Genomic DNA, 21,163 nt, shown 5'->3' with positions numbered 1-21,163 from the left:
AAGCTCACCCGCCAAAAGCTGGCCGCATTCTACCCCGCCACCGCCAGCCGCACGAAACTAAGGCAATCAGCACCGGCCAGCCCTCCCCTGCACAACTGGCTACCTAGTTAGGACGCACTGAGGCGGTATCTGGTTCACTCCCAGGAACTTCCCTCCCGCACCGGAATCGACTTGGCTCCGATGTGGGCGGGCAGCCCCTGCTGTGGCACACTTCGCCCCTTACTCTCCCTTACAAACGTGGTATCGCGTGAATTCATTTGAATGGCTGATCGGCCTGCGCTACACCCGCGCCAAGCGCCGCAACGGCTTTATCTCATTTATCTCGGCTGCCTCCATGGGCGGGATCGCCCTGGGGGTCATTGCACTCATCACGGTGCTGTCCGTCATGAATGGTTTCCAGCGCGAAATCCGTGGCCGCATCCTGGAAGTGGCCTCCCATGTACAGGCCGGCGGTGAAGGTGGCAGACTGGCGCGCTGGCAGGAAGCCGATGCCACGCTGAAACAGCATCCGGACGTCGTCGCCAGCGCACCCTATGTCCAAGGCCAGGGCCTGCTCTGGCACGAGGGTGCCACTCAGGGCGCTATGGTGCGCGGTATCGTTCCCAAGCTGGAAGAACAGGTCGCCGGCCTGGGCAGCCACATGGTGGGTGGCAGCCTGGACGCACTCAAGACGGGCGAGTTCAACGTGGTGTTGGGCCAGGAACTGGCTCGTGCCTTGGGCGTCGGCCTTGGTGACAAGGTCACACTAGCCATCCCGCAGGGCAACATCACCCCAGCGGGCATGATGCCGCGCTTTCGCAGCTTTACCGTGGTCGGCCTATTTCGTATCGATATGTACCAATACGATGCTGGTTTGGCACTGGTGGACTTGGCCGATGCACAAAAACTCTACCGGCTGGGTGAGGACATCAGCGGCATACGGCTGAAGATCACCGACCCGCTTGCTGCCCCAACGGTGCGCGAGACCCTGCAAGCCAGCCACCAGTCGCTATGGATCAGCGACTGGACCATGGAAAACAGCAACTACTTCCGCGCGGTACAGATCGAGAAACGCATGATGTCGCTGATACTGACGCTGATCGTCGGTATCGCTGCCTTCAACCTGGTATCCAGCCTGGTCATGACAGTCACAGACAAACAGGCCGACATTGCCATTCTGCGCACCCTGGGTGCATCGCCTGGCAGCATACTCAAGATATTCGTGATCCAGGGTGCCACCATAGGCATAGTCGGTACGCTGGTAGGCGTATTGTGCGGTACGCTGCTGGCCTATAACGTTGGCGCTGTGGTCAGCTTCTTTGAGGGCCTGCTGAACTTCAAGATACTCTCGCCGCAGGTATATCTGATCTCGTCAGTCCCCAGCGAAGTGCTGGTCGGAGACGTCGTGTTTGTCGGTACGGTATCGCTGGTACTGGCCTTCCTGGCAACGCTCTACCCCAGCTGGCGTGCTGCCCGCATCAACCCGGCGGAGGCCTTGCGCTATGAATAGTCCCATATTGCTGGCCCAAGGCCTGGGCAAGACCTATCCCGACCTGGAAGTGCCCGTACTCAACGGCATTGATCTGCAGGTAGAGCGTGGCGAGAAGCTGGCCATTGTAGGGAGCTCCGGCTCGGGCAAGAGTACCTTGTTGCATCTGCTAGGCACGCTGGATACCCCTTCTACAGGCACGCTCAATGTCGATGGGCAAGACCCGTTCAGCCTGGGTGAATCGGCACGCAGTGCCTTGCGCAATCGCTTGCTGGGCTTTGTCTACCAGTTCCACCACCTGCTGCCCGAGTTCAGCGCGCTGGAAAATGTCGCCATGCCCCTGCTGATACGACGCATGCCACACAAGGATGCAGAAGCCAAAGCGGCGACCATGCTGGAACAAGTAGGCCTGGGCCACAGACTCAAACACAAGCCGGGCGAGCTATCGGGTGGAGAGCGCCAGCGTGCCGCCATCGCACGCGCCCTGGTGACCGACCCGCTATGCCTGCTGGCCGATGAGCCCACGGGCAATCTCGACCGACACACGGCCAACGCCGTGTATGAGTTGATGCTTAGCCTCAACGACAGGCTGGGCACGGCCCTTGTCATCGTCACCCATGACATGGAATTGGCTGCCCGCACCGGCCGGGTACTTACCTTGAACGACGGCAAACTGGCCAGGGCCGATGCCGCCTCCGACAGATCACGCCTGCTCAAGACCACCTGAACCTGCCATGCACAAGCTCATCATCCAGGCCCCGGAAATCGCCACCCAGAACCTCAAGCGACTGGCACAGCTGGCTAGCGCCGATCAGATCAGCGCGGTCCGTCCTGGCGCCCTAGGTCATCAGGCTTTCAAACTCGCTCGCGCCGACATCGCCAGCCAGGACTACGTGGCAGCCTTCTGTGCCGAGGCCGGTTACGACCATGCCTTCATACCGGCCTCGGCCCGCCTGGCGGATATCGGCCTGGTGGTCATGGACATGGATTCGACCCTGATCACCATCGAGTGCATAGACGAGATTGCCGACATGCAGGGCATCAAGCCCCAGGTTGCGGCCATTACCGAACGATCCATGCGTGGAGAACTGGATTTTCGGCAAAGCCTGACCGAGCGTGTAGCCCTGCTGGCTGGCCTGCCCCAGACAGCACTGGATGCGGTTTACGAGCAGCGCCTGCAGTTGATGCCTGGTGCAGAGACCATGTTGCGGGCGGTGCAGGCCGCAGGCGGCAAGACGCTGCTGATATCCGGCGGTTTTACCTTCTTTACCGACAAGCTCAAGCCCCGGCTGAACCTGACGCGCACCATCGCCAACGTGCTGGAAGTAGACGATGGCAAGCTGACCGGGCGTATCGTTGGCGACATCATCGATGCCCAGTCCAAGGCCGATGAACTGATCAGGATGCGTGAGGAACTGGGCTTGCGACCCGATCAGGTTGTGGCCATGGGCGATGGCGCCAATGATCTGAAAATGCTGGCCGTGGCGGGCTATGGCATCGCCTGCCACGCCAAGCCCCTGGTAAAAGCCCAGGCAAACTACGCGCTCGACCATACCGGCCTGGATGGCATGCTGGCCTATTTCGACTGAGCACCGGGTATGAACTCCAGCCATTGATGGGCGGTGACGCCTGAGTGGGCACCAGTGGGCCCCTGGCGCTAAACATCAGCAGCCCGAAGTGTAGGCTCTCCGCTGATTGATTCCCCCTCACCGCTGCAACGGAAGCTCAGGTTGCACGGTGCGTGGAGGGCGCCTTGCTGGCACTCGCCAGCATCTCAATTGCGCATCATGCTGCATCGCAATATGCACAGAGACAGCCACTAGAACCGGCTGCTTTTCAATTCCCAGACAAAACCCCTGCAAGCCAAAGCCTAGAGCATTTATTCCGATTCTTTCAGGCGTGATGGGATTATTGCTCAGTCTGCGTTTTGTTGTTGCACCGCAGCAAACTACACGCCATCATGACTTTACGTTCACAAGACGTACATTGCTTGAAAGGAGCGTTGTCATGATACCCACTCCCGCCCTGTTCCAATCGCTGGTGCATCAGTTGGAAGCGCTGTTCCGCGATACCGATGCACCGACGGTCAGCCTACGTGCCGAACGGCATGCTGAGATCACGCATGATGCCGGCATCAGCTTGCCCCAGTACCATCAGTTGCAGCCCGGCTCGCCAGTCTATCTCCCGGCCAAGTATCACTGAGCCAGGAAGTCTGCCACGCGCTGTGCCACCAGGGCCGGTGCGTCATGATGCAGGTTGTGGCCACAGCCGGGCAACACCTGGTATTGCAGGCGAGCGATACAGGCTCGCCGCAACGCAAACTGCTCGGTCGTCTCTCCCAGCCACGAGAGCAGCTTGGCTTCGTCGCCGGCCAACCACAAAGTGTCAGCGCTCACCTCGCGCCAGCAGGCCATGGCCTCCTCCAGCCGGTACAGCACCGGGTTGACCCAGCGATGCCTGGGATCGGCCCGATAGCGCCAACCCTCATCGCTCCTGGCCGTGAGTGCCGCCGCAAGCCAGGCAGCCTGGTCGCCATCCAGCTTGGCATGGGTCTTCTGCAGGCGCGCAGCCATCTCTTCCATGCCAGCCAAGCTACCCCAGCTCGCTCCCGCTGCCTGCTCATCTAGCCAGCGCCGATAACGTGCTGGCGCCTGCTCGGGCTGGGTAGCTGGCAGGCCAAACCCTTCCAGCGATATCAGCTTGCCTACCCGCTCTGGCCGTATGCCCGCGTACAACCCCGCCACGATACCGCCCATGCTGTGGCCCAGCAGGGCAACTGGCCCAGCTGGCGCCAGCCATCCCAGCAAGGTATCCAGATCGGCCAGGTAGTCCGGAAAGTAATATCCCTCGCTGGCCCAGCTGCTTAGCCCAAACCCTCGCCAATCCGGTGCAATCACATCGTAGTTGCGCAGGGTAGCGGGTGCCGCGTCCAGCATGAACTGAAAAGTCTCGGCACTATCCATCCAGCCGTGCAGCAATAACAAAGGCTGCGCACCGGCTTGCCCCCAGCGCAGCAAGCGATAGTCCACGCCTCGCAAACGCTGATACTGCTGCCGGGCAGGATACAAAGGCTGGTACATGAATTCGTCTCCAGTCAGGTCGTAAAAGCCCGTTCAAAGGACGCGTCTACAAGCCACGGCTTGTCAGGAAGCACGACCATACTGCGATGAAAGTGCGGTTTCGGGAAGCACCCGCAAAAAAATGCCCGCCATAAGGCGGGCAGTCGGCGGAGGGTCTGCTGGTTCAAGCTGCTTGCTGGGTCTGCAGCATGTCGATCATGTCGCTGACAGCACGCTCCACCGATGGGCCGCTCTCGATCAGGCTGGCATCGCCGCGCTTGAACAAGGCTATCAATTCCATCAGCGTGAACTCCAGACCATTCTCGCCCTGGCGGTTGGTAAACAGGTAGCGGCTCTTGCGCGGGCTTACCCAGGCCAGCTTGGCGCGGCTCAGGCTGCCGTCATCCTGGCGGAACTCCACCCAGGCGCCACGCTTGAGCTGGTTGGCCACCACGTCATCGTAATCACGGTATTTATCCAGCCCGCTATCCCAGTTCGCATCGGTAATCTGGAAGCCGCCATCAGCCGGGCCGATATCCAGTACGGGCAGATCGGCCAGATCACTCAGGTTGACGGCAACTGCTGGCGCCGGTGCTGCGATCTCCAGCGGGGCCAACACTGGTGCTGGCGCAGGGGCAACACCTGCTACGTCTGGCACAGGCATAGGCACGGGCTCAGCCTGCTTGAGACCAGATTTGATGGCATGAGCGTGGCAATGCACCAGTTCGGCAAAGAATGCCTCACGCTTGGCACGGTCCACACCGGCTTCTTCCGTGCCGCGCTCCAGACGCTTGAGCAGCTTGGGCAGCAGGTTCACGAGGCGCAAACGCTCTTCGACGCCGATCTTCGGCTGTATGCTCCAGATCAGGTCTTCCATGGCCTTGATGGCATCAGGCCAGGCTTCGGGCTGAGTCTCGTTGTTCAGCGCAGCATAGCGCAGCACCTCGCGCCATTGCTGGTCGGCGAAATTACGCAGCAGCTCCGGCATGTCGACGGAACTTGCCAGCAGCTGGCTAATGGCCACTTCGGCCTGCTTGCTGGCCAGTTCTGCCTTTTCAGCCTCTATCAGTTGCGCGGTGGCCGCCTCGGCGCTGGATTCTGCCAGCACTTCTTCCTCGGCCAGGAATCCTTCCAGCTCGGTCAGCGCCTCATCAAACAGCGAGATGTTCTCGTCGAACTCCTGCACGATGCGCTCGACGATATCGGACAACTTCTTGTACAGCCGGTCATCCAGACCGTCGCTCTCTTCCCATCCCAACGCGGCTTGCGCCAAGGCATCCAGCAGCTTGCGGGTAGGATGCTGCTTGCGGGCAAAGAACTTGGTGTCCAGCATGGCCACCTTGAGTACCGGTATCTGCAGGCGGCCAATCAGCGCCTTCATCGGCGCGGGGATATTGCGGTCATCAAACAGATTGTCGAACAGCATGGCCACGATATCGATAGTCATGGCGTCGACATGCCCCAGCGAGGAAGCCAGGCTGGTAGTCTTGATCTGGTGCAGCACATTGGCAGTACCGGCTGTCAGGGCCTGGGCATCCAGGTCGCCGGTATCCGCCAGGGTGCCATCTACCCGGCCTTGTTGCAGCAGGTTCAGCGCATCCAGAAAGCTCTGGCCCACACTGCTCATGAACATGGGTGCAGCCGGCAGCATCTGCTGCTCTGGCATACCAGCTGCCGGCAGAGCCATGCCCATGGCCGGCGCAGCCACCTGGGGCAAGCCCTGCATGGCCTGATTGAAGGCAAGCAGCTGCTGCAGCGAGGAAATCAGCTCATGCTCGTTGCCAACCGCGTAGGCCGGCAGGTCCATGCCGCCCGCAGCCTGTGCCGGGGCAAAGCCGCCCGTACCAAAACCCATCTGCGAGGCATAGCCGCCCATACCGGCATCGCCCTGCATCATGCCTGCCTCCATGCCGTGGCCGCCCTGCTCTACCTGCGTAGCTGGGCGGCGCGGTGCGCCACCGGCGCGGCGGCGGAAGCCTGCCTTGGGTAGGACTGGCAGGATATTGCGGTCTACCAGGAAGCGATTCAGGTTCTGGTAGACATTCGGCACATTCTCGGCCGCCATCTGCTCGAACTGTTTGAGCACCAGCAGGCGTACATTGAGGTCGGATTCGATTTTCATGCAGGCGCTGCGGAATGCATCCACCACCGCCTGCGGGCTCATGGGGTGATCGTCGCGGCTGGCCTCGGGCAGCTGCATGAGGTGGCCCATGCGGAAATTCAGGGCATTGAGCTCATCGCCCAGCTTGGACTTGAGCTTGCTAGCGATATTGGTGGCAGCCAGATCCTCTTCGTAGTCGTCATGACCAACCAGCGAGAGTTCCAGGTTGTCGAAGTCGACCTTGTCGAAGCTGGCGTTCTCCTGCTTGCCAGTCAGCGTGCGATTGAAGCCTTCAACAAAACGCCGGCGAAACTCCGCCTCAATCTCGGAGCGCTTGGATTGAGCCTGCCCGCGCGCTTCCATGTAGAGGTTGTAGCTATCGCGATCCAGCGCCTTGTCGGCCAGCTCGAACAGCGACTCCTCGATCTTGTCGAGCATGGTGGTCAGCGACTTCGACAGCAGATCAGCTGCGAGATCGCGACAGGAGTTCAGCATGCTTAGAGATTCTGGCTTAGGTGTCATTGTGCTCGGGCGCGTCGCACCGGCGGGACGACCATCGGTCGTACCCTGCTTGGTTTCGGGTGAAAAATACAATCCGGCCGCACTCATCGCTTGTCCCCATGCGCATGGGCGGTGCCTATCCATGGTAGCACCGCCAAATTTTTACACATGCTGTCTCAGCCAACCACCAAAACACTCACGCCTTATGCGATAAGCATTTCATTGGAATATAAGTGCATGTTAATTTTCAAGCCAGAGCGCGTCAACCTAAGTAGAAAAAACCTCAAGTATTAATCGTAAACTATTGATTAAACTTGAATTCAACAACACGCCCTTGACGATGCCACAGGCATTCTAAACCAAGATTGCCCTGTGGATAACAGGAAATCATTATTTTCCCAACCAAGCCAGCACCTGTGGGTAGACCTCCTGCTCAGCCTGGGGGTGAGTCAGCATGTCAATATGACCATAATCACGGGTCATACCAGCAGTGCGTGCCAGCACGCCAAAAGCATGTTCATGCGGCCCGGATTCGGCAGCAAAACGCCGCACATCACGCTCATGTCCGCGTACCGGGTCATTCCCGCCTATCAGGTAAAGGGTAGGTGGCAATCCGCCTTTGGCTAAGGCAGCCGCATAGTCAAAACCGTCGTCGCTATCGCGCCAGACACCCGCTGCAACCCACTCAGCACTTTGCCGCAGACTTTTGCGGGTCTCATCGTCCGACCCCATGCCCAGACGCGCTGCAGGCAGGTAGCCCTGCCACCAAGCCAGCAAGCGCCCTGCCCGCTTCCAGAAGAACTCGATTTCATAACAACGATGCCAGTTCCACACCCTTATGCTGCGCTTGCTGCCCAGATAGACACTGGCTTTTATCCTGGCAGCCCAGACGGGCTGTCTGGCCAGAAACGCCGACAGCAACACCCCACCCCAGGAGTGCGCCACCAACGCGATCTCTACCGATTCACCGCGCCGGCGCACGATTTCCTCTAGCGCCAGCGGGATATCCTCACAGATGCTCTCGGTTTGTCCATGGGCATGGCCGTGGCCGATCTTGGGCGTGGACAAGCCACGTCCGCGCAGATCCAGCACATAGACATCGTAACCACGCGCCGCCAGCCAGGGGCCAAGGCCCTTGCCGCGATCGCTATAAAAAGTACGCGCATTGGCAACGGCACCATGCACCATCAGCACGGCAGGCCCAGCCCCCGGGGCGTGGATATGGCGCAGGTGCAACCGCGCCCCATCGGGCGTGGCAACAAACAATGAATCCTGCTGTGGGGTAACGGGTAGGTGAGAGGCAGTCATGAATCAATTCTAACGAGCGCTTGATTCATCCATGCTACGCAGCCCCCCGGTGGAACTCAAGCGCCGGGCATTGCCCGAAACGGCGCCCGCTCATCCAGCTCACCGAGATAATGTTGCACGCCCTGCCCCTCACGCAGCAGAAAACGTTCCACGGCCTGGGCCAGGCCCGGCTGCGCCAGCCAATGCCAGGATCGGGTCTCTACCGCCTCGAAACCGCGCGCCAGCTTGTGCTCACCCTGGGCACCCCCTTCGAATACCGCCAGGCCCTGCTCGATGGCGAACTCGATCCCCTGGTGGTAGCAAAGCTCAAAATGGAGACTGGGCACGAAGCATGTCGCCCCCCAATAGCGGCCAAACAGGCGCTGCTCATCGAACAGATTGAGCGCCGCCGCTATGGGCTTGCCATGCTGGTAGGCCAATACCAGCAAACAGTGCTGGCCCATGACACCGCCCAAACGCTCAAAGAAGTCCAGATTCAGGTATGGCGTGGAGCGATGCTCAAGATAGGTCTGTTGATAGCAGCGTGCAAAAAAGGCCCAATCGGCCGGCGTGATATCACCGGCTGTCTTCCGTATGACCGTGATACCCGCATCCAGCACCTTACGTCGCTCCTGCCGCAACTTCTTGCGCTTATCGCGCGTCAATGCAGCCAGGAAGTCCTCGTAATCGCCATAGCCCCGATTCAGCCAATGGAACTGCAAGCCTCTGCGGCACAGCAAACCTGCTTCCGCCAGGCTGGGTTCCTCTGCCTCGGCCGGAAACAGGCAGTGCACGCCAGAAAAGCCAGCCTGCCCCGCCATGGCCAACACCCCTTGCAGCAACAGGCCTCGACTCTGGTCGTCTCGCGCCATCACCCGCTTGCCGGGTACCGGTGTAAAAGGGACGGCCGACAGCAACTTGGGATAGTAAGGCAGGCCTGCGCGCTCGCTGGCATCCGCCCAGGCCCAGTCAAACACATACTCGCCCCAGGAATGGGTCTTGGCATAGAGCGGCATGGCCGCCTGCAGGCCGTGTCCATCCTCCAGTACAGCGTGCATAGGCTGCCAGCCGGTTTGCCCGCCTACGCAGCCGGTATCTTCCAGTGCCGCCAGAAAGGCGTGCTGCAGAAAAGGCTGCTTACCGGCCAGCGCATTCCACGAGGCTGCCGGTATGGCATGCATCCCTTCCAGCAGGCGTAGTTGCATGGCGTCTGGCTATCAGGCCAGCACAGCAGGCAGTTGCGGCGCCAACGCTTGGCGTTCTGAGGTCGCCGCGCCCAGCAAGGCAAAGCCCAGCAACTGATCCTGCTCGCCCTTGAACAGCGCCTTGATGCCAGTTTCGCTGCGTTCCACCTGCCAGGCACCCACGCTACCCATGGCAGGCGGCGCCACCACGGTTGGGCACACGGGTGTCTTCACCACCACCGGCATGGCTGGGTACACCACCGGAGTCGGTGTGCCTGCCAGTGTCGGCGCCAGCGCACGGGCAGCCTGCATGATAGGCAGCACAAAGGGTAGCACCTGGCCATCCACCTCAGCGCAGTCACCCAGCGCGTAGATATCCGGGTCGCTCGTCTGCAGCAATCGATTCACCACGATGCCGCGATTTACTGCCAGCCCAGCAGCACTGGCCAGTTGCAGGCGTGGCCGCAGGCCGATGGCCGAGAGCACCAGCTCGGCCTCCAGCGCCTTGCCATTCGCCAGGCTCACACGGTAGGCCCCGGCTTCCCCCTCTACTGCCTGCACACTGGTACCCAGGTGAAAGCGCACCCCCAGGCCAGCCAGCTTGTCGTGCAGGTATTGCCCCGCCGTCTCAGGCAGCAAGCGTGATAGGGGCCAGTTGGCCAAGTCCACCACATCGACCTGCCTACCGCTGGCTGCCAGGTCATTGGCAAACTCACAACCAATCAGGCCCGCCCCCAGCAGGACAATACGCTGCTTGCCTTCCAACAACTCACGGAAATGAGCGTACTCAGCCAGGTCATTGACACTGACCACTGCCGCTGCAGCACTACCCGCCAAGCCGGGCTGCAATTGATCAGCCCCCAGCGCCAGTACCAGCTTGCTGTACGGCAGCTCGCCCGCAGCGGTGTGCAATACCTTGGCGGTACGGTCTATGGCGGTTACCCGGGTATGGCTCAACACCTCGGCCTTGAGTTCTTCCACCATCTTGGCCACCGGCTTCATGGCCAGTTGAGCCGCTGTCTTGTTGGCGGTCAGCGCATTCGAAAGCATGGGCTTGGAATAAAAGTCGCCCGCATCTGCTGTCACAACACGCAAGGGCGCATCAGGCAGGAGTTTGCGCAGTTCGCGCGCCAGGTTGTAACCAGCCAGGCCAGAGCCGACCAAGGTAATCGGGGCAGTCATGCATGCTCCACAACAAAAGGTAAAAACTAAGACTAAATTGCCCGGCCGGGATGGCAGCCACCAAGGCTAGCCATACCGAACCGGGCAGCACGGATCAACGATGCGTAAGCCGCAATCAAGCGATCTGCACCATCTCGAAATCAGCCTTGGCCACGCCGCAGTCAGGGCAGGACCAGTCTTCCGGAATCGCATCCCACGCGGTACCAGCGGCAATGCCATCTTCAGGCAAGCCTACTGATTCGTCGTAGATGAAACCACAAACAATACATTGAAATTGACGCATGACGATGCTCCTATTTTTAGCTTTATCCGCGATCCGCCCAATCAGGCGGACAGACTCGCGAGAACCGCACGGTAATGGTTGGCGTGTCGCTCTTCAACCTTGGCGAGTGCGGCAAATCGCTTGGCGGCTTTTTCCAGGGTCTGCTTAAAGCGCTCGGCATGCTCTTTCGACTCGGCGATCTGCTCGTCGATTTCGCGTACGGCCGCGTCATTGCCTTCTTTCAAGGCCTCGTGGCGGAAAGTCGGATACATCTCGGTGTATTCGTACGTCTCGCCATCAATGGCGTACTGCAAAGCCTTGGCAGGCGTCATGGTGTCTTTTGGAAACAACAGGTCCAGGTGGCCGAAGGCGTGCATCACCTCCTGTTCGGCGGTTTCCTCGAAAGCCTTGGCGGTTTCCAGGTCACCAGCCTCGCGGGCCAGCTTGGCAAAATAGCGGTACTTGATGTGCGCCATCGACTCGCCAGCAAAGGCTGACTCGAGATTCTTTATGGTGGCAGACGGGGTATTGGCAGCCATGTCACTTCTCCTTACATGCTCGGTTGCGATCGGATGAGCACATGATAGAGATAAGCTATCAATAATAGAAATTGAATATCAAAAAGCAATCAATAGCTTTTTGCTATTACCAACAAAATGGTAATTGGGGATTACTCGATGGGTGAGTCGGGCAGCATGGTGACGCCCGACATGGCACTACCCAGTATGGCTTGGCGTACCGCCTCTATGGCCTCACGCCGGGGGAAATTGCGCCGCCAGGCCAGCACCACCCTGCGTATGGGCGGATGACCCTTGAACGGGCGGATGGTCAGCAACTGCTCATCGGCCGCTGTAATGGAAGTAACCGGCAGTACCGTCACCCCGATACCACCCGCCACCATATGGCGTATGGTCGTCAGCGACGATCCCTGCAAGGTACGCTGCAGGCTGCTACCCGCATGCACGGCCTCTCGATTCAGCTCGGGGCAGGTCTGCAACACCTGATCGCGGAAGCAGTTGCCGGGCGAAAGCAGCAAGACGTTCTCTTCTTCCAGCTGGGCTGAATCCACCGACTTGAGCTTTTCCCATGGGTGGCCCTTGGGAGTGGCCACCACAAAGGGCTCGTCATACACTGCTTGCGTGGCGATACCGCTTTCACGGAAAGGCTCAGACAGAATGGCCACATCGATATCGCCCTGCTTGAGCATCTCGGCCAGGCGTGCGGTGTAGTTCTCTTCCAGCAGCAACTGCATCTGCGGTGCAGCCAGGCGCAAGCGGGGGATCAGGAATGGCAGCAGATAGGGGCTGATGGTGTAGATGGCACCCAGGCGCAAGGGGCCAGACAAGGGATCCTTGCCCTGCTCTGCCAACTGCTTGATGGTCTGCACCTGCTCCAGCACCCGCTGCGCTTCCGACACAATGCGCTCGCCTATGGGTGTCACCGAGACATCACCGGCCGAGCGCTCAAACAAGGTCACCCCGAGTTCATCCTCCAGCTTCTTGACCGCCACACTGAGTGTGGGCTGGCTGACAAAGCAGGCACCCGCAGCCCGGCCAAAATGGCGTTCACGGGCGACAGCGACAATGTACTTCAGTTCGGTGAGCGTCATGGGTGCCGGTCAAGAGTTGGTACGTAGGTGCAACATTAGTGAAATCTTACACTCGCTGCGCCCACAAGTCATATTCGTCGGCATCAGTCACTTCCACTTCCAGGAAGTCACCAACGCGGACACCCTCTGTCTCTTCAATGTAGACCAGACCATCGATTTCCGGGGCATCAGCGTAACTGCGGGCCACCACACCCTGCTCATCTATCTCGTCCACCAGGACGGTGAGCTTGCGGCCTATCTTGGCCTGTAGCTTGGCGGCACTGATAGCGGCCTGCTTTTCCATAAAGCGTGCCTTGCGCTCTTCCGCCACCTCGGGGTCGACATGATTGGGCAAATCATTGGCCGTTGCCCCATCAACCGACGAATAGGTAAAGCAGCCCACCCGATCCAGCTGGGCTTCATCGAGGAAATCCAGCAGCATCTGGAAATCCGCCTCAGTCTCGCCAGGGAAGCCCGTGATAAAGGTCGAACGGATGGCGATATCAGGGCAAACCTCGCGCCAACGAGCCAGGCGCTTCAGCACATTCTCGGCATTGGCTGGCCGTTTCATGGCCTTGAGCACGGTGGGGCTGGCATGCTGGAACGGGATATCCAGATATGGCAGCACCTTGCCGGCCGCCATCAACTCGATTACTTCATCCACATGCGGATAAGGGTAGACATAGTGCAGGCGCACCCAGGCACCCATATCACCCAACTCACGCACCAGCTCGGTCATGCGTGTCTTGACCGGGCGGCCGTTATGGAAGCCGGTCTTGTACTTCACATCCACCCCATAGGCCGAGGTGTCCTGTGAAATCACCAGCAGCTCCTTCACCCCCGCCTTCACCAGATTCTCCGCCTCTTTCAATACCTCATGAATGGGCCGCGAATCCAGATCGCCACGCATGGACGGGATGATGCAGAAAGAACATCGGTGGTTACAGCCTTCCGATATCTTCAGATAGGCATAATGCTTGGGGGTGAGCTTCACCCCTTGCGGCGGCACCAGGTCGATAAATGGGTCATGTGGCTTGGGCAGATGCTCGTGCACCGCTGCCATCACTTCTTGGGTCGCATGCGGGCCTGTTACCGCCAGCACAGAGGGATGCACATCACGTATCTGATTGCCGCCATCCTTGGCGCCCAGGCAGCCGGTCACGATGACCTTGCCGTTCTCGTTCAGTGCCTCGCCGATGGCATCCAGCGACTCGGCCACCGCACTATCAATAAAGCCACAGGTATTGACCACTACCAAATCAGCATCCTGATAGCTGGGCGAAATGGTGTAACCCTCGGCACGAAGCTGGGTCAAAATCTGCTCAGAGTCGACCAACGCCTTAGGGCAACCGAGTGAAACGAAACCGACTTTTGGGGCGTGCATAGCAATTCCTCAGTACAAAAGCATAACGGGCGTGCCACGCGACACGCCCGCTTGAATAAAAGCCATTTTAAATCAGTACGCTAGTTCTTGTCGCTAACAACAGGCACAAAACCTGCCTGACACTGCCCGCCACCCACCCCGCGCAAACGAAAGAATGCCGCCTTACCCCAATCGAATAATCGGTAGCGCCAAGCGCCCAGGCTAGGGGCGTCAGCCGTCAAACCCCAGGGCTGCAGGCAGAACAAGGCATGATAGGGAACTACTGGAGTGCCGCCCAGCCAACCAAGGAAAAGCCACCCACAAGGCGCCACATGTATTTGATAGGCAAATGGAAATTTCTCTCCAGCCACATCTTGCCGCAAGAAAAAGGACATCACTGAAGCGGCTTGAGTGGCAGCCCAAGCCCTACTGCACCGCCAGATGGCGGGCATAGATTGCCATTACATCCACTCCTGCCAAGGCCGCGTTAAAGCGCTGCGCCAAGGCCCTGCCCTCGGCGGTGGGACGAAAGCAGATATAGAGCTGCTTGTCCTCCAGCAGCCTGGGGTGAAACAGCAACTGCGTGCGCTTGCCGGCCAAAGCCTTGTCTGTCCGTAACAGATAGTCGTAGACATGTTTGTCCATGACCCCTGCATCAAATCGGCCTGCGGCCAGCTTTACCAGCACGCGGGTGTCGTCTACTGATTTATCCACACGCTGCTGGCCTGCCGCCACATCGGCATCAAAGCTGGTGGTGTTCACATAGTCCTGCACCACGCCTATGACATAGCGCCTGAGATCAGTTGGCTGCTGCCAATCAAAGGGGCTGCCTGTGCGGTACGCCAGGCCTAGCGGTGAATTGCCTATGGGGGCGCTAAGATGGCAGCGGCTGCGCACTTCCGGCGTATCGTATTCAGGGAAGTAGCCTGCATAACCCGGCGTCCCCATCCCCATAGCGACTGCCCGTGCCCATGGATAGAAATCCACCTTCAGTTTACTGTCCGCCGCTTGGAATGCGGCACGGGCAACCTCGACCGAAATGCCCTGCCCCGCCAGCTTCTCACCCGAGTAGGGCGGCCAGAACAGCGAGGTCAGCCGGACCTCTGCGGCCTGAGCCACGGGTAGTAACAACCACAGAATCGCTGCGATCAACCTGTACACGATACCAGCCTCGTTGCATTGCACTAGGCTCCTTCCGTGGTGGATCACGATCATGCCGCAATCCTTGTATGGCACTACTCACCAAGGCCACCTAGTGTTGACATGCAAGCCTGCCTCGCTGCATACGCTGTCTGTCGCACAGCTGGCTCGCATACTCAGGCGGTGTTCGTTGGTAGCCTTAAACCAGCATAGCAACGAAACATGACGTTCAGACTTTATAAAATCCGTTCTGCACTACCTTTAGAATTGCACCCATAGCCCAGCGAAAGCATCACCATGTTCGAAGCCGCAGAACTCGGTCACAAGGTCGACAAGGAGAGTTACAAGGCGCAGCTACCCGCCCTGCGGGAGGCCCTGCTGGACGCGCAGTACGAGTTGCGCGAACGGGGCAGTTTCCCCGTCATCATCCTCATCAATGGGGTAGACGGCGCAGGCAAGGGTGAGACGGTTAACCTGCTCAATGAGTGGATGGACCCCAGGCTGATCGATACCCATGCCTTTGGCGATACTGGCCTGGAAGAGTACGCCCAGCCAGCCATGTGGCGCTTCTGGCGTGCCCTGCCCGCCCGTGGTCGTATCGGCATACTGTTTGGCTCCTGGTATACCTTGCCTATCCTGAATCGGGTGGCGGGCAAGCTCGATAAGTCCGATCTACGCGGCGCTGTGGACGACATCGTCCGCTTTGAAGACATGCTGTGCCACGAAGGCGCCCTGCTGCTGAAGTTTTGGTTCCATCTGGGCAAGAAGCAGCAAAAATCCCGCCTCAAGGCCCTTGAGGCCGACCCACTGACGCAATGGCGTGTACGCGAAGAAGACTGGGAGCACTTCAAGCAATACGACGAATTGCGGGATGTCTCCGAGCAGGTATTGCTGCGCACCAGCACCGGCCACGCGCCCTGGGTGGTGGTAGACGGCGAGGATGAGCGCTACCGCAGCCTCACCGTAGGCAAATTGCTGCTACAGGCCTTGCGCAGCCGCCTGGAGCAGACTTTGCCGGATAATCCCCGATCCAATGCACCGCCTTTGCTGGCGCCGCTGGATGGCGTGAGGGTGCTCGATAAACTGGCACTGGATCAACCTATGAGCAAGGCCGATTACCTGGTCGAGCTCGAAAAATGGCAGGGCAGGCTCAACCAGCTCAGCCGCCATCCCCGGTTTCGCGCGCATGCCGTGGTTGCTGTATTCGAAGGGAACGATGCTGCCGGCAAGGGTGGCGCCATACGCCGTATCACTGCGGCGTTGGATGCCCGCCAATACCATGTCATCCCTATCGCATCACCCAGCGAGGAGGAGCGTGCGCAGCCCTATCTCTGGCGCTTCTGGCGACATCTGCCCAAGCACGGCAAGTTCACCTTGTTCGATCGCTCCTGGTATGGCCGCGTACTGGTTGAACGGGTGGAAGGCTATGCCAGCGATGCAGACTGGATGCGGGCCTACGGCGAGATCAATGACTTTGAGCGACAGTTGAGCGATGCCGGGGTCGTGGTGGTCAAGTTCTGGCTGGCCATCGATGCCGATGAACAGCTCAAACGCTTTGAGGCGCGAGAACAGACTGGTTTCAAGCGCTTCAAGATCACGCCGGATGACTGGCGCAACCGCGAGAAATGGGACGCCTACCGAGAAGCGGTACACGATATGGTGGAGCGCACCAGCACCAGCGAAGCACCCTGGACACTGGTGGAAGCCAATAACAAGTATCACGCCCGCATCAAGATACTCAGGACCTTGTGCGAAGCCATGGCGGCGAAACTCGATTGATCATTTGCAGTGACGGGCACCTCCGCAATTGCTCCACAGTTGTGGGGCAATCTGCAGACATCGGCCACCACCCCGGCCTGCCATCCAGGAGTCTGCCATGCACAAGCCATTGCTCAAGCGTATTGCCCCCATGATCGCCCTTGCCCTATCCCTGACCAGCCTGGCCGCCGCCAACCCTGCTGCACCGGGGCAAGCACCAGGTCAGCGCCGGGTACCGCCCACTGAAGCCTTCGCCGCTTGCGACGGCAAGCAGGAAGGAGTCAAGGTCAGCTTCACCACCCCACATGGCGATACCGTCAGCGGCACCTGCAAGATAATCGCTGCACGGTTGGCTGCCATACCGGATCATCCACCCCGGCAGAGGCCAGGTGGACCCGGCGCTGCCAAGTGATGGGGATACAGGTGCCTCAGCCATGGGGTTGCTGTAGACAGCCCGCTAGGGGTGACCGTATAAGCCAAAAGCACGCAGCCGCCCCTTTCGCTACACTGCTGCAGATTCCTGCTTAGCTGCCCGCCATGCCACGTATGCGCTCCATCGGCCTTACCCTGTTTATTGCCATCTCCTTGACCGTACTGATGGTAGTACTGGTATTGGCCGGCCTGTTTCGACTCAGCCTGGGTAAAGGGTTTGACGACTACGTCGCCAAGCTGGAACTAACCCGGCTCGACGTGGTGGAGCAGGTGCTGACCGAGCGCTATCAGCGCCATGGCGACTGGCGCTTCATCCATAGCCAGCAAGACCTGCTGCCCGGCCCCGATTTCAATCGCCCTCCACCACCGCGAGGTGCCGACGCAGGCCCGGGCCGCCTGCCACCTCGCCGGGAAGATCGGCTCGGCCTCGGGCCGCGCCTGGCCCTGTTCGACGCTCAGGGGCAGTTGCTGATGGGGCCGCCCGAGGCCCAGGGACGCCCCCGCCGACCTATCAAACTGGAAGGCGGTGAGCAGCCCATAGGCTATATGGCCCTGGCACCTGCTGGCGGCGGCGATATCCTCACCCGGCAGTTCCTGGCCAGCCAGACCCGTAACATGCTGTGGAGCGTGTTGGCTGCCTTTATCCTATCTGCCCTGGCCGCCGCGTGGCTGGCCCGGCACTTCCGAGCCCCGATTGCAGCGCTGGCCCAGTCTGCCAAGCAGCTGGCAGCGGGCCAGCTACAAACCCGGGTAGCGCTGGAACGTGCTGACGAGTTGGGCCAGCTCGCCCGCGACTTCAACCGCATGGCCGAGCAGTTACAGCAGTTCGAGCAATCGCGCCGCCAATGGATGGCCGATACCTCGCACGAGCTGCGTACGCCGCTCACCATCCTGCGCGCCCATATCGAAGCCATGAATGATGGCGTGATGCCCATGGACCAACGTGGGCTGACGCGCTTGCAAGGCGCCGTGGGCGAGCTTGACGGCCTGGTGGCCGACCTCTATCAACTGGCACGCGCCGATGTGGGCCTCTATGAATACAAGCCCGAGCCCATCGTACTCGCCAGCCTGTTTGAGGAGCTTGCCGACAGGCTGGCCCATCCGCTACGGCAGGCAGGCCTCAGGCTCAGCCTGCATGTCCCTGCCGAACTGGCCGTGCAGGCCGATCCGGCCAAGATCCAGCAACTGTTCGGGAATCTGCTCAGCAACACCCTGCGCTACACCGACACTGGCGGCGAAATACGTCTGAGCGCCAGCGCCCAGGGTGCCTCGGTGGAGATTATCCTGGACGATAGCGCGCCAGGCGTGCCCGATGCCGCGCTGCCACGCTTGTTCGAGCGCTTCTATCGGGTCGATGCCTCGCGTAGCCGCCAATACGGTGGCTCCGGCCTTGGCCTTGCCATCTGCCTCACCATCGTCGAAGGCCATGGTGGCCAGATCAATGCACAGCACTCCCCCTTGGGTGGCCTGCGCATCCAGATACAACTGCCCCGCGCGCCAGGAGCCACTACACAATGAATCCACCACGCATCCTGCTGGTAGAAGACGAACCCCGCATCGCCGAAGTCATGGTGGCCTATCTGGCCCAGGCCGGATACACAGTTGATCATCTGGAACGGGGCGACCAGGTACTCGCCCATATCGCCCGGCAAGCGCCTGCCCTGTTGGTACTGGATCTGATGCTGCCAGGCATCGACGGTATCAGCCTATGCCAGCAGATACGGTTAACGAGCGCCTTACCCATCATCATGGTGACCGCCCGGGTGGAAGAGATCGACCGCTTGCTGGGGTTTGAAGTTGGTGCTGATGATTACCTGTGCAAACCTTTCAGCCCCCGCGAACTGGTCGCCCGGGTACAAGCCCTGATGCGGCGCAGCCAGCCCACAGCGCCGGTACTGCCGCCATTGTTCGACAACGATATCGCCAGCCAGCGCATACGCTGCCAGGGCCAGTTGCTGAGCCTCACACCGCAGGAGTACCGGCTATTGGGCGTGCTGTTGGCGGCGCCGGGGCGCATCTATTCACGCACCCAATTGCTGGAGCTGGCCCACAGCGAAGGCGCAGAAGTGTTTGATCGCGCCGTGGATAGCCATATCAAGAACCTGCGCAAGAAGATTGCCGCCGTTCTGGGCGAGCGCGAAGTCATACACTCCGTCTACGGTGTAGGTTACCGCTACGAATAAGCGCTGCTAACAAAACCCAGCCTAGCATCGCCAAGCGCCCGTGCAATGTCTTGCCGGATGCCAGGCAAGGCACAAGCAGCCCAGCAATACAGGCGCCATGAGTGGCTTGCCACACCACCGTCTTTTGGGGTGGCAGCAAACCCGCAAGGTTGATCTGGAAAACGGCCATTCACTGCATTGCCGCTTCGCGTCTCCACGATTGCTCCACAGTCTCCCCGCACAGTATCAACTGTGCCACCACCCATACCGCCGACTGCGGGGAGACCATCATGACAACAGCCAAGTCCTATCCACAGCCAGGCCGTTTGCTGGGCCAGATCGCCAGCATATTGCTGGCTGGCCTTGCTGCAGCAGCAGAACCACCCCAGCCCCTCCCCATACCGGCCACGGGTCTCTCCGCCACGGCCAGCATAGGCCGCAGCCTGTTCTTCGACCCCAACCTCTCTGCATCAGGGCGACAGTCCTGCGCCAGTTGCCATCATCCGGGCAACAGCTTCTCGGCCCCTAACAATCTGGCTGTGCAATTGGGTGGTGCCGCGCTTGATCTGCAGGGGCTGCGCAATACGCCTACGGCAAGCTATACCCGTTTCGTGCCCACTTTCACCCTGAACCCACCACCGCCCCCTGGCCAGCCCCGCCCCAGCCCAGCCCGCGGCGGGCTGCTGCACGACGGCCGCGCCAATACCTTGGCGATACAGGCCCAAGGCCCTTTCCTGACCGCCTTTGAAATGGGCAACCGCAGCGCGGCCGAGGTACTGCAGCGCCTGCGCACACGTCCCTACCTGACGCAGTTCCGTACGGTATTTGGTGCCGCCACGCTCAATAACCCGGACGCAACGCTAGCCGCCATGGGCCGTGCCATCGCAGCCTACGAGCAAGAGGAGCCCAGTTTCAGGCTATTCAACAGCAAGTTCGACGCCGTCACCAATGGCCGCGCCCGCTTCAGCCCAAGAGAAGCGAATGGCCAGCGCCTGTTCAATGACCCCAATCGCGGCAACTGCGCCAGCTGCCACACAGCACGCCCAACAGGCGGCGTGCCTGCCCTGTTTACCGACCATAGCTACCGTAACCTGGGCATACCCCGCAACTGGGCCATCCCTTACAACCGCGACGATACCGCCCTGCCCGGTTTCATCACCGCCAACGGAGCCAATCTGGGTGCGCCCAATCACCTGTACTACGATATGGGGCTATGCGGCCCCGTCCGCACCGACCTTGCCGGCAATCGCGCGCTCTGCGGCATGTTCAGGGTGCCGACCTTGCGCAACGTGGCGGTGAAACAGGCTTACTTTCATAACGGCATATTCAGCACGCTCAACCAAGTCATCAGCTTCTACACCAGCCGTGAACTCACGCCGGCACGCTGGTACACCAAGGCCGATGGCTCGGCAGATATCCGCTACAACGATTTGCCAACCGCGCTGACCGGCAATATCACCCAAGGCCCTCCGTTCCGCCGCAACGGCCCGCCCGCGTTGAACGAAGCCGAGATTCGTGACATGACAGCTTTCCTGTGTACGTTGACTGACGGCTACGACCCACAAAACCCTGCTGCCTACCGGCAGCCGGCCCAGTGTGTGGCTGCGGCGAACTAGGCAGGGGCGCGATCTGACCACCACCAGCGCTCAGAGCTGGCGCGCTACGCCAAGTCTTTG

General features: G+C 60.2%; 19 protein-coding genes. 9 read left to right on the top strand and 10 right to left on the bottom strand.

Going from position 1 to position 21,163, the window contains the following annotated elements:
• The first annotated feature begins 247 nt into the window (after positions 1–247).
• The 4 genes from QWZ03_RS19260 (at position 248) to QWZ03_RS19245 (ending at position 3,670) form a co-directional block, all read left to right on the top strand.
• The gene (locus QWZ03_RS19260) at positions 248–1,489 is read left to right on the top strand and encodes a lipoprotein-releasing ABC transporter permease subunit (protein WP_290334248.1); all 1,242 of its coding nucleotides are present in this window, start codon (positions 248–250) and stop codon (positions 1,487–1,489) included.
• A complete protein-coding gene (gene lolD, locus QWZ03_RS19255; RefSeq protein WP_290334247.1) occupies positions 1,482–2,195 on the top strand; it encodes a lipoprotein-releasing ABC transporter ATP-binding protein LolD in 714 nt (237 codons plus the stop codon). Before QWZ03_RS19260 ends, lolD begins: the two co-directional genes overlap by 8 nt.
• Before the next feature lie 7 nt (positions 2,196–2,202).
• A complete protein-coding gene (gene serB, locus QWZ03_RS19250; RefSeq protein WP_290334246.1) occupies positions 2,203–3,057 on the top strand; it encodes a phosphoserine phosphatase SerB in 855 nt (284 codons plus the stop codon).
• A 418-nt stretch (positions 3,058–3,475) separates the two neighbouring features.
• Positions 3,476–3,670, top strand: coding sequence for a hypothetical protein (locus QWZ03_RS19245; protein WP_290334245.1), 195 nt, complete (start codon positions 3,476–3,478; stop codon positions 3,668–3,670).
• On the opposite strand, the gene QWZ03_RS19240 is transcribed toward QWZ03_RS19245, so the two are convergent.
• From QWZ03_RS19240 to QWZ03_RS19195, 10 genes are all read right to left on the bottom strand, one after another.
• Positions 3,664–4,548 (bottom strand): alpha/beta fold hydrolase, encoded by an 885-nt coding sequence (locus QWZ03_RS19240; protein WP_290334244.1) that lies wholly within the window; start codon positions 4,546–4,548, stop codon positions 3,664–3,666. The two genes, QWZ03_RS19245 and QWZ03_RS19240, sit on opposite strands and share 7 nt — an antisense overlap.
• A 163-nt stretch (positions 4,549–4,711) precedes the next feature.
• Positions 4,712–7,123 (bottom strand): DUF1631 domain-containing protein, encoded by a 2,412-nt coding sequence (locus QWZ03_RS19235; RefSeq protein WP_290334243.1) that lies wholly within the window; start codon positions 7,121–7,123, stop codon positions 4,712–4,714.
• A gap of 396 nt (positions 7,124–7,519) precedes the next feature.
• Positions 7,520–8,437: an alpha/beta fold hydrolase gene (locus QWZ03_RS19230; RefSeq protein WP_290334242.1), complete on the bottom strand. Its 918-nt coding sequence runs from the start codon at positions 8,435–8,437 to the stop codon at positions 7,520–7,522.
• A gap of 56 nt (positions 8,438–8,493) precedes the next feature.
• Positions 8,494–9,621 carry a GNAT family N-acetyltransferase gene (locus tag QWZ03_RS19225; protein ID WP_290334241.1) on the bottom strand — a complete coding sequence of 376 codons (1,128 nt, stop codon included), beginning with the start codon at positions 9,619–9,621 and terminating at the stop codon, positions 8,494–8,496.
• 12 nt (positions 9,622–9,633) lie between these two features.
• The gene (locus QWZ03_RS19220; protein ID WP_290334240.1) at positions 9,634–10,782 is read right to left on the bottom strand and encodes an FAD-dependent oxidoreductase; all 1,149 of its coding nucleotides are present in this window, start codon (positions 10,780–10,782) and stop codon (positions 9,634–9,636) included.
• 115 nt (positions 10,783–10,897) lie between these two features.
• Positions 10,898–11,065 (bottom strand): rubredoxin, encoded by a 168-nt coding sequence (locus QWZ03_RS19215; RefSeq protein ID WP_284195887.1) that lies wholly within the window; start codon positions 11,063–11,065, stop codon positions 10,898–10,900.
• Between the two features lie 41 nt (positions 11,066–11,106).
• On the bottom strand, positions 11,107–11,583 hold the full coding sequence (locus tag QWZ03_RS19210; protein ID WP_290334239.1) for a rubrerythrin family protein: 477 nt from the start codon (positions 11,581–11,583) through the stop codon (positions 11,107–11,109).
• A 131-nt stretch (positions 11,584–11,714) separates the two neighbouring features.
• Positions 11,715–12,653, bottom strand: a complete 939-nt coding sequence (locus QWZ03_RS19205) for a hydrogen peroxide-inducible genes activator (protein ID WP_290334238.1) — start codon at positions 12,651–12,653, stop codon at positions 11,715–11,717.
• Positions 12,654–12,699: 46 nt separating this feature from the next.
• Complete coding sequence (gene rimO, locus QWZ03_RS19200; protein WP_290334236.1) at positions 12,700–14,016, bottom strand: 30S ribosomal protein S12 methylthiotransferase RimO; 1,317 nt, start codon at positions 14,014–14,016, stop codon at positions 12,700–12,702.
• 405 nt (positions 14,017–14,421) lie between these two features.
• Complete coding sequence (locus QWZ03_RS19195) at positions 14,422–15,156, bottom strand: substrate-binding periplasmic protein (protein ID WP_290334235.1); 735 nt, start codon at positions 15,154–15,156, stop codon at positions 14,422–14,424.
• A gap of 276 nt (positions 15,157–15,432) precedes the next feature.
• Between QWZ03_RS19195 and pap the strand changes: the two genes are divergently transcribed.
• The 5 genes from pap (at position 15,433) to QWZ03_RS19170 (ending at position 21,103) form a co-directional block, all read left to right on the top strand.
• Positions 15,433–16,914 (top strand): polyphosphate:AMP phosphotransferase, encoded by a 1,482-nt coding sequence (gene pap / locus QWZ03_RS19190; protein WP_290334234.1) that lies wholly within the window; start codon positions 15,433–15,435, stop codon positions 16,912–16,914.
• A gap of 97 nt (positions 16,915–17,011) precedes the next feature.
• The gene (locus QWZ03_RS19185) at positions 17,012–17,305 is read left to right on the top strand and encodes a hypothetical protein (protein WP_290334233.1); all 294 of its coding nucleotides are present in this window, start codon (positions 17,012–17,014) and stop codon (positions 17,303–17,305) included.
• Positions 17,306–17,430: 125 nt separating this feature from the next.
• Complete coding sequence (locus tag QWZ03_RS19180) at positions 17,431–18,843, top strand: ATP-binding protein (protein ID WP_290334232.1); 1,413 nt, start codon at positions 17,431–17,433, stop codon at positions 18,841–18,843.
• Positions 18,840–19,508, top strand: a complete 669-nt coding sequence (locus QWZ03_RS19175) for a response regulator (RefSeq protein WP_290334231.1) — start codon at positions 18,840–18,842, stop codon at positions 19,506–19,508. Before QWZ03_RS19180 ends, QWZ03_RS19175 begins: the two co-directional genes overlap by 4 nt.
• Before the next feature lie 269 nt (positions 19,509–19,777).
• Positions 19,778–21,103 (top strand): cytochrome-c peroxidase, encoded by a 1,326-nt coding sequence (locus tag QWZ03_RS19170; RefSeq protein ID WP_290334230.1) that lies wholly within the window; start codon positions 19,778–19,780, stop codon positions 21,101–21,103.
• Positions 21,104–21,163: the final 60 nt, after the last annotated feature.

Source organism: Chitinimonas viridis (genome assembly GCF_030409555.1).
GTDB classification, from domain to species: Bacteria; Pseudomonadota; Gammaproteobacteria; order Burkholderiales; family Chitinimonadaceae; genus Chitinimonas; species Chitinimonas viridis.
The sequence above is the reverse complement of the archived record's forward strand: the minus strand, read 5'-3'. Positions and strand labels throughout refer to the sequence as shown.

Excerpts from the sequence above, each read along its gene's own strand:
- lolD (WP_290334247.1), top strand. The coding sequence starts at position 1,482 with ATGAATAGTCCCATATTGCTGGCCCAAGGCCTGGGCAAGACCTATCCC.
- serB (WP_290334246.1), top strand. The coding sequence starts at position 2,203 with ATGCACAAGCTCATCATCCAGGCCCCGGAAATCGCCACCCAGAACCTC.
- QWZ03_RS19245 (WP_290334245.1), top strand. The coding sequence starts at position 3,476 with ATGATACCCACTCCCGCCCTGTTCCAATCGCTGGTGCATCAGTTGGAA.
- QWZ03_RS19240 (WP_290334244.1), bottom strand. The coding sequence starts at position 4,548 with ATGTACCAGCCTTTGTATCCTGCCCGGCAGCAGTATCAGCGTTTGCGA.
- QWZ03_RS19235 (WP_290334243.1), bottom strand. The coding sequence starts at position 7,123 with ATGCTGAACTCCTGTCGCGATCTCGCAGCTGATCTGCTGTCGAAGTCG.
- QWZ03_RS19230 (WP_290334242.1), bottom strand. The coding sequence starts at position 8,437 with ATGACTGCCTCTCACCTACCCGTTACCCCACAGCAGGATTCATTGTTT.
- QWZ03_RS19225 (WP_290334241.1), bottom strand. The coding sequence starts at position 9,621 with ATGCAACTACGCCTGCTGGAAGGGATGCATGCCATACCGGCAGCCTCG.
- QWZ03_RS19220 (WP_290334240.1), bottom strand. The coding sequence starts at position 10,782 with ATGACTGCCCCGATTACCTTGGTCGGCTCTGGCCTGGCTGGTTACAAC.
- QWZ03_RS19215 (WP_284195887.1), bottom strand. The coding sequence starts at position 11,065 with ATGCGTCAATTTCAATGTATTGTTTGTGGTTTCATCTACGACGAATCA.
- QWZ03_RS19210 (WP_290334239.1), bottom strand. The coding sequence starts at position 11,583 with ATGGCTGCCAATACCCCGTCTGCCACCATAAAGAATCTCGAGTCAGCC.
- QWZ03_RS19205 (WP_290334238.1), bottom strand. The coding sequence starts at position 12,653 with ATGACGCTCACCGAACTGAAGTACATTGTCGCTGTCGCCCGTGAACGC.
- rimO (WP_290334236.1), bottom strand. The coding sequence starts at position 14,016 with ATGCACGCCCCAAAAGTCGGTTTCGTTTCACTCGGTTGCCCTAAGGCG.
- pap (WP_290334234.1), top strand. The coding sequence starts at position 15,433 with ATGTTCGAAGCCGCAGAACTCGGTCACAAGGTCGACAAGGAGAGTTAC.
- QWZ03_RS19185 (WP_290334233.1), top strand. The coding sequence starts at position 17,012 with ATGCACAAGCCATTGCTCAAGCGTATTGCCCCCATGATCGCCCTTGCC.
- QWZ03_RS19180 (WP_290334232.1), top strand. The coding sequence starts at position 17,431 with ATGCCACGTATGCGCTCCATCGGCCTTACCCTGTTTATTGCCATCTCC.
- QWZ03_RS19175 (WP_290334231.1), top strand. The coding sequence starts at position 18,840 with ATGAATCCACCACGCATCCTGCTGGTAGAAGACGAACCCCGCATCGCC.
- QWZ03_RS19170 (WP_290334230.1), top strand. The coding sequence starts at position 19,778 with ATGACAACAGCCAAGTCCTATCCACAGCCAGGCCGTTTGCTGGGCCAG.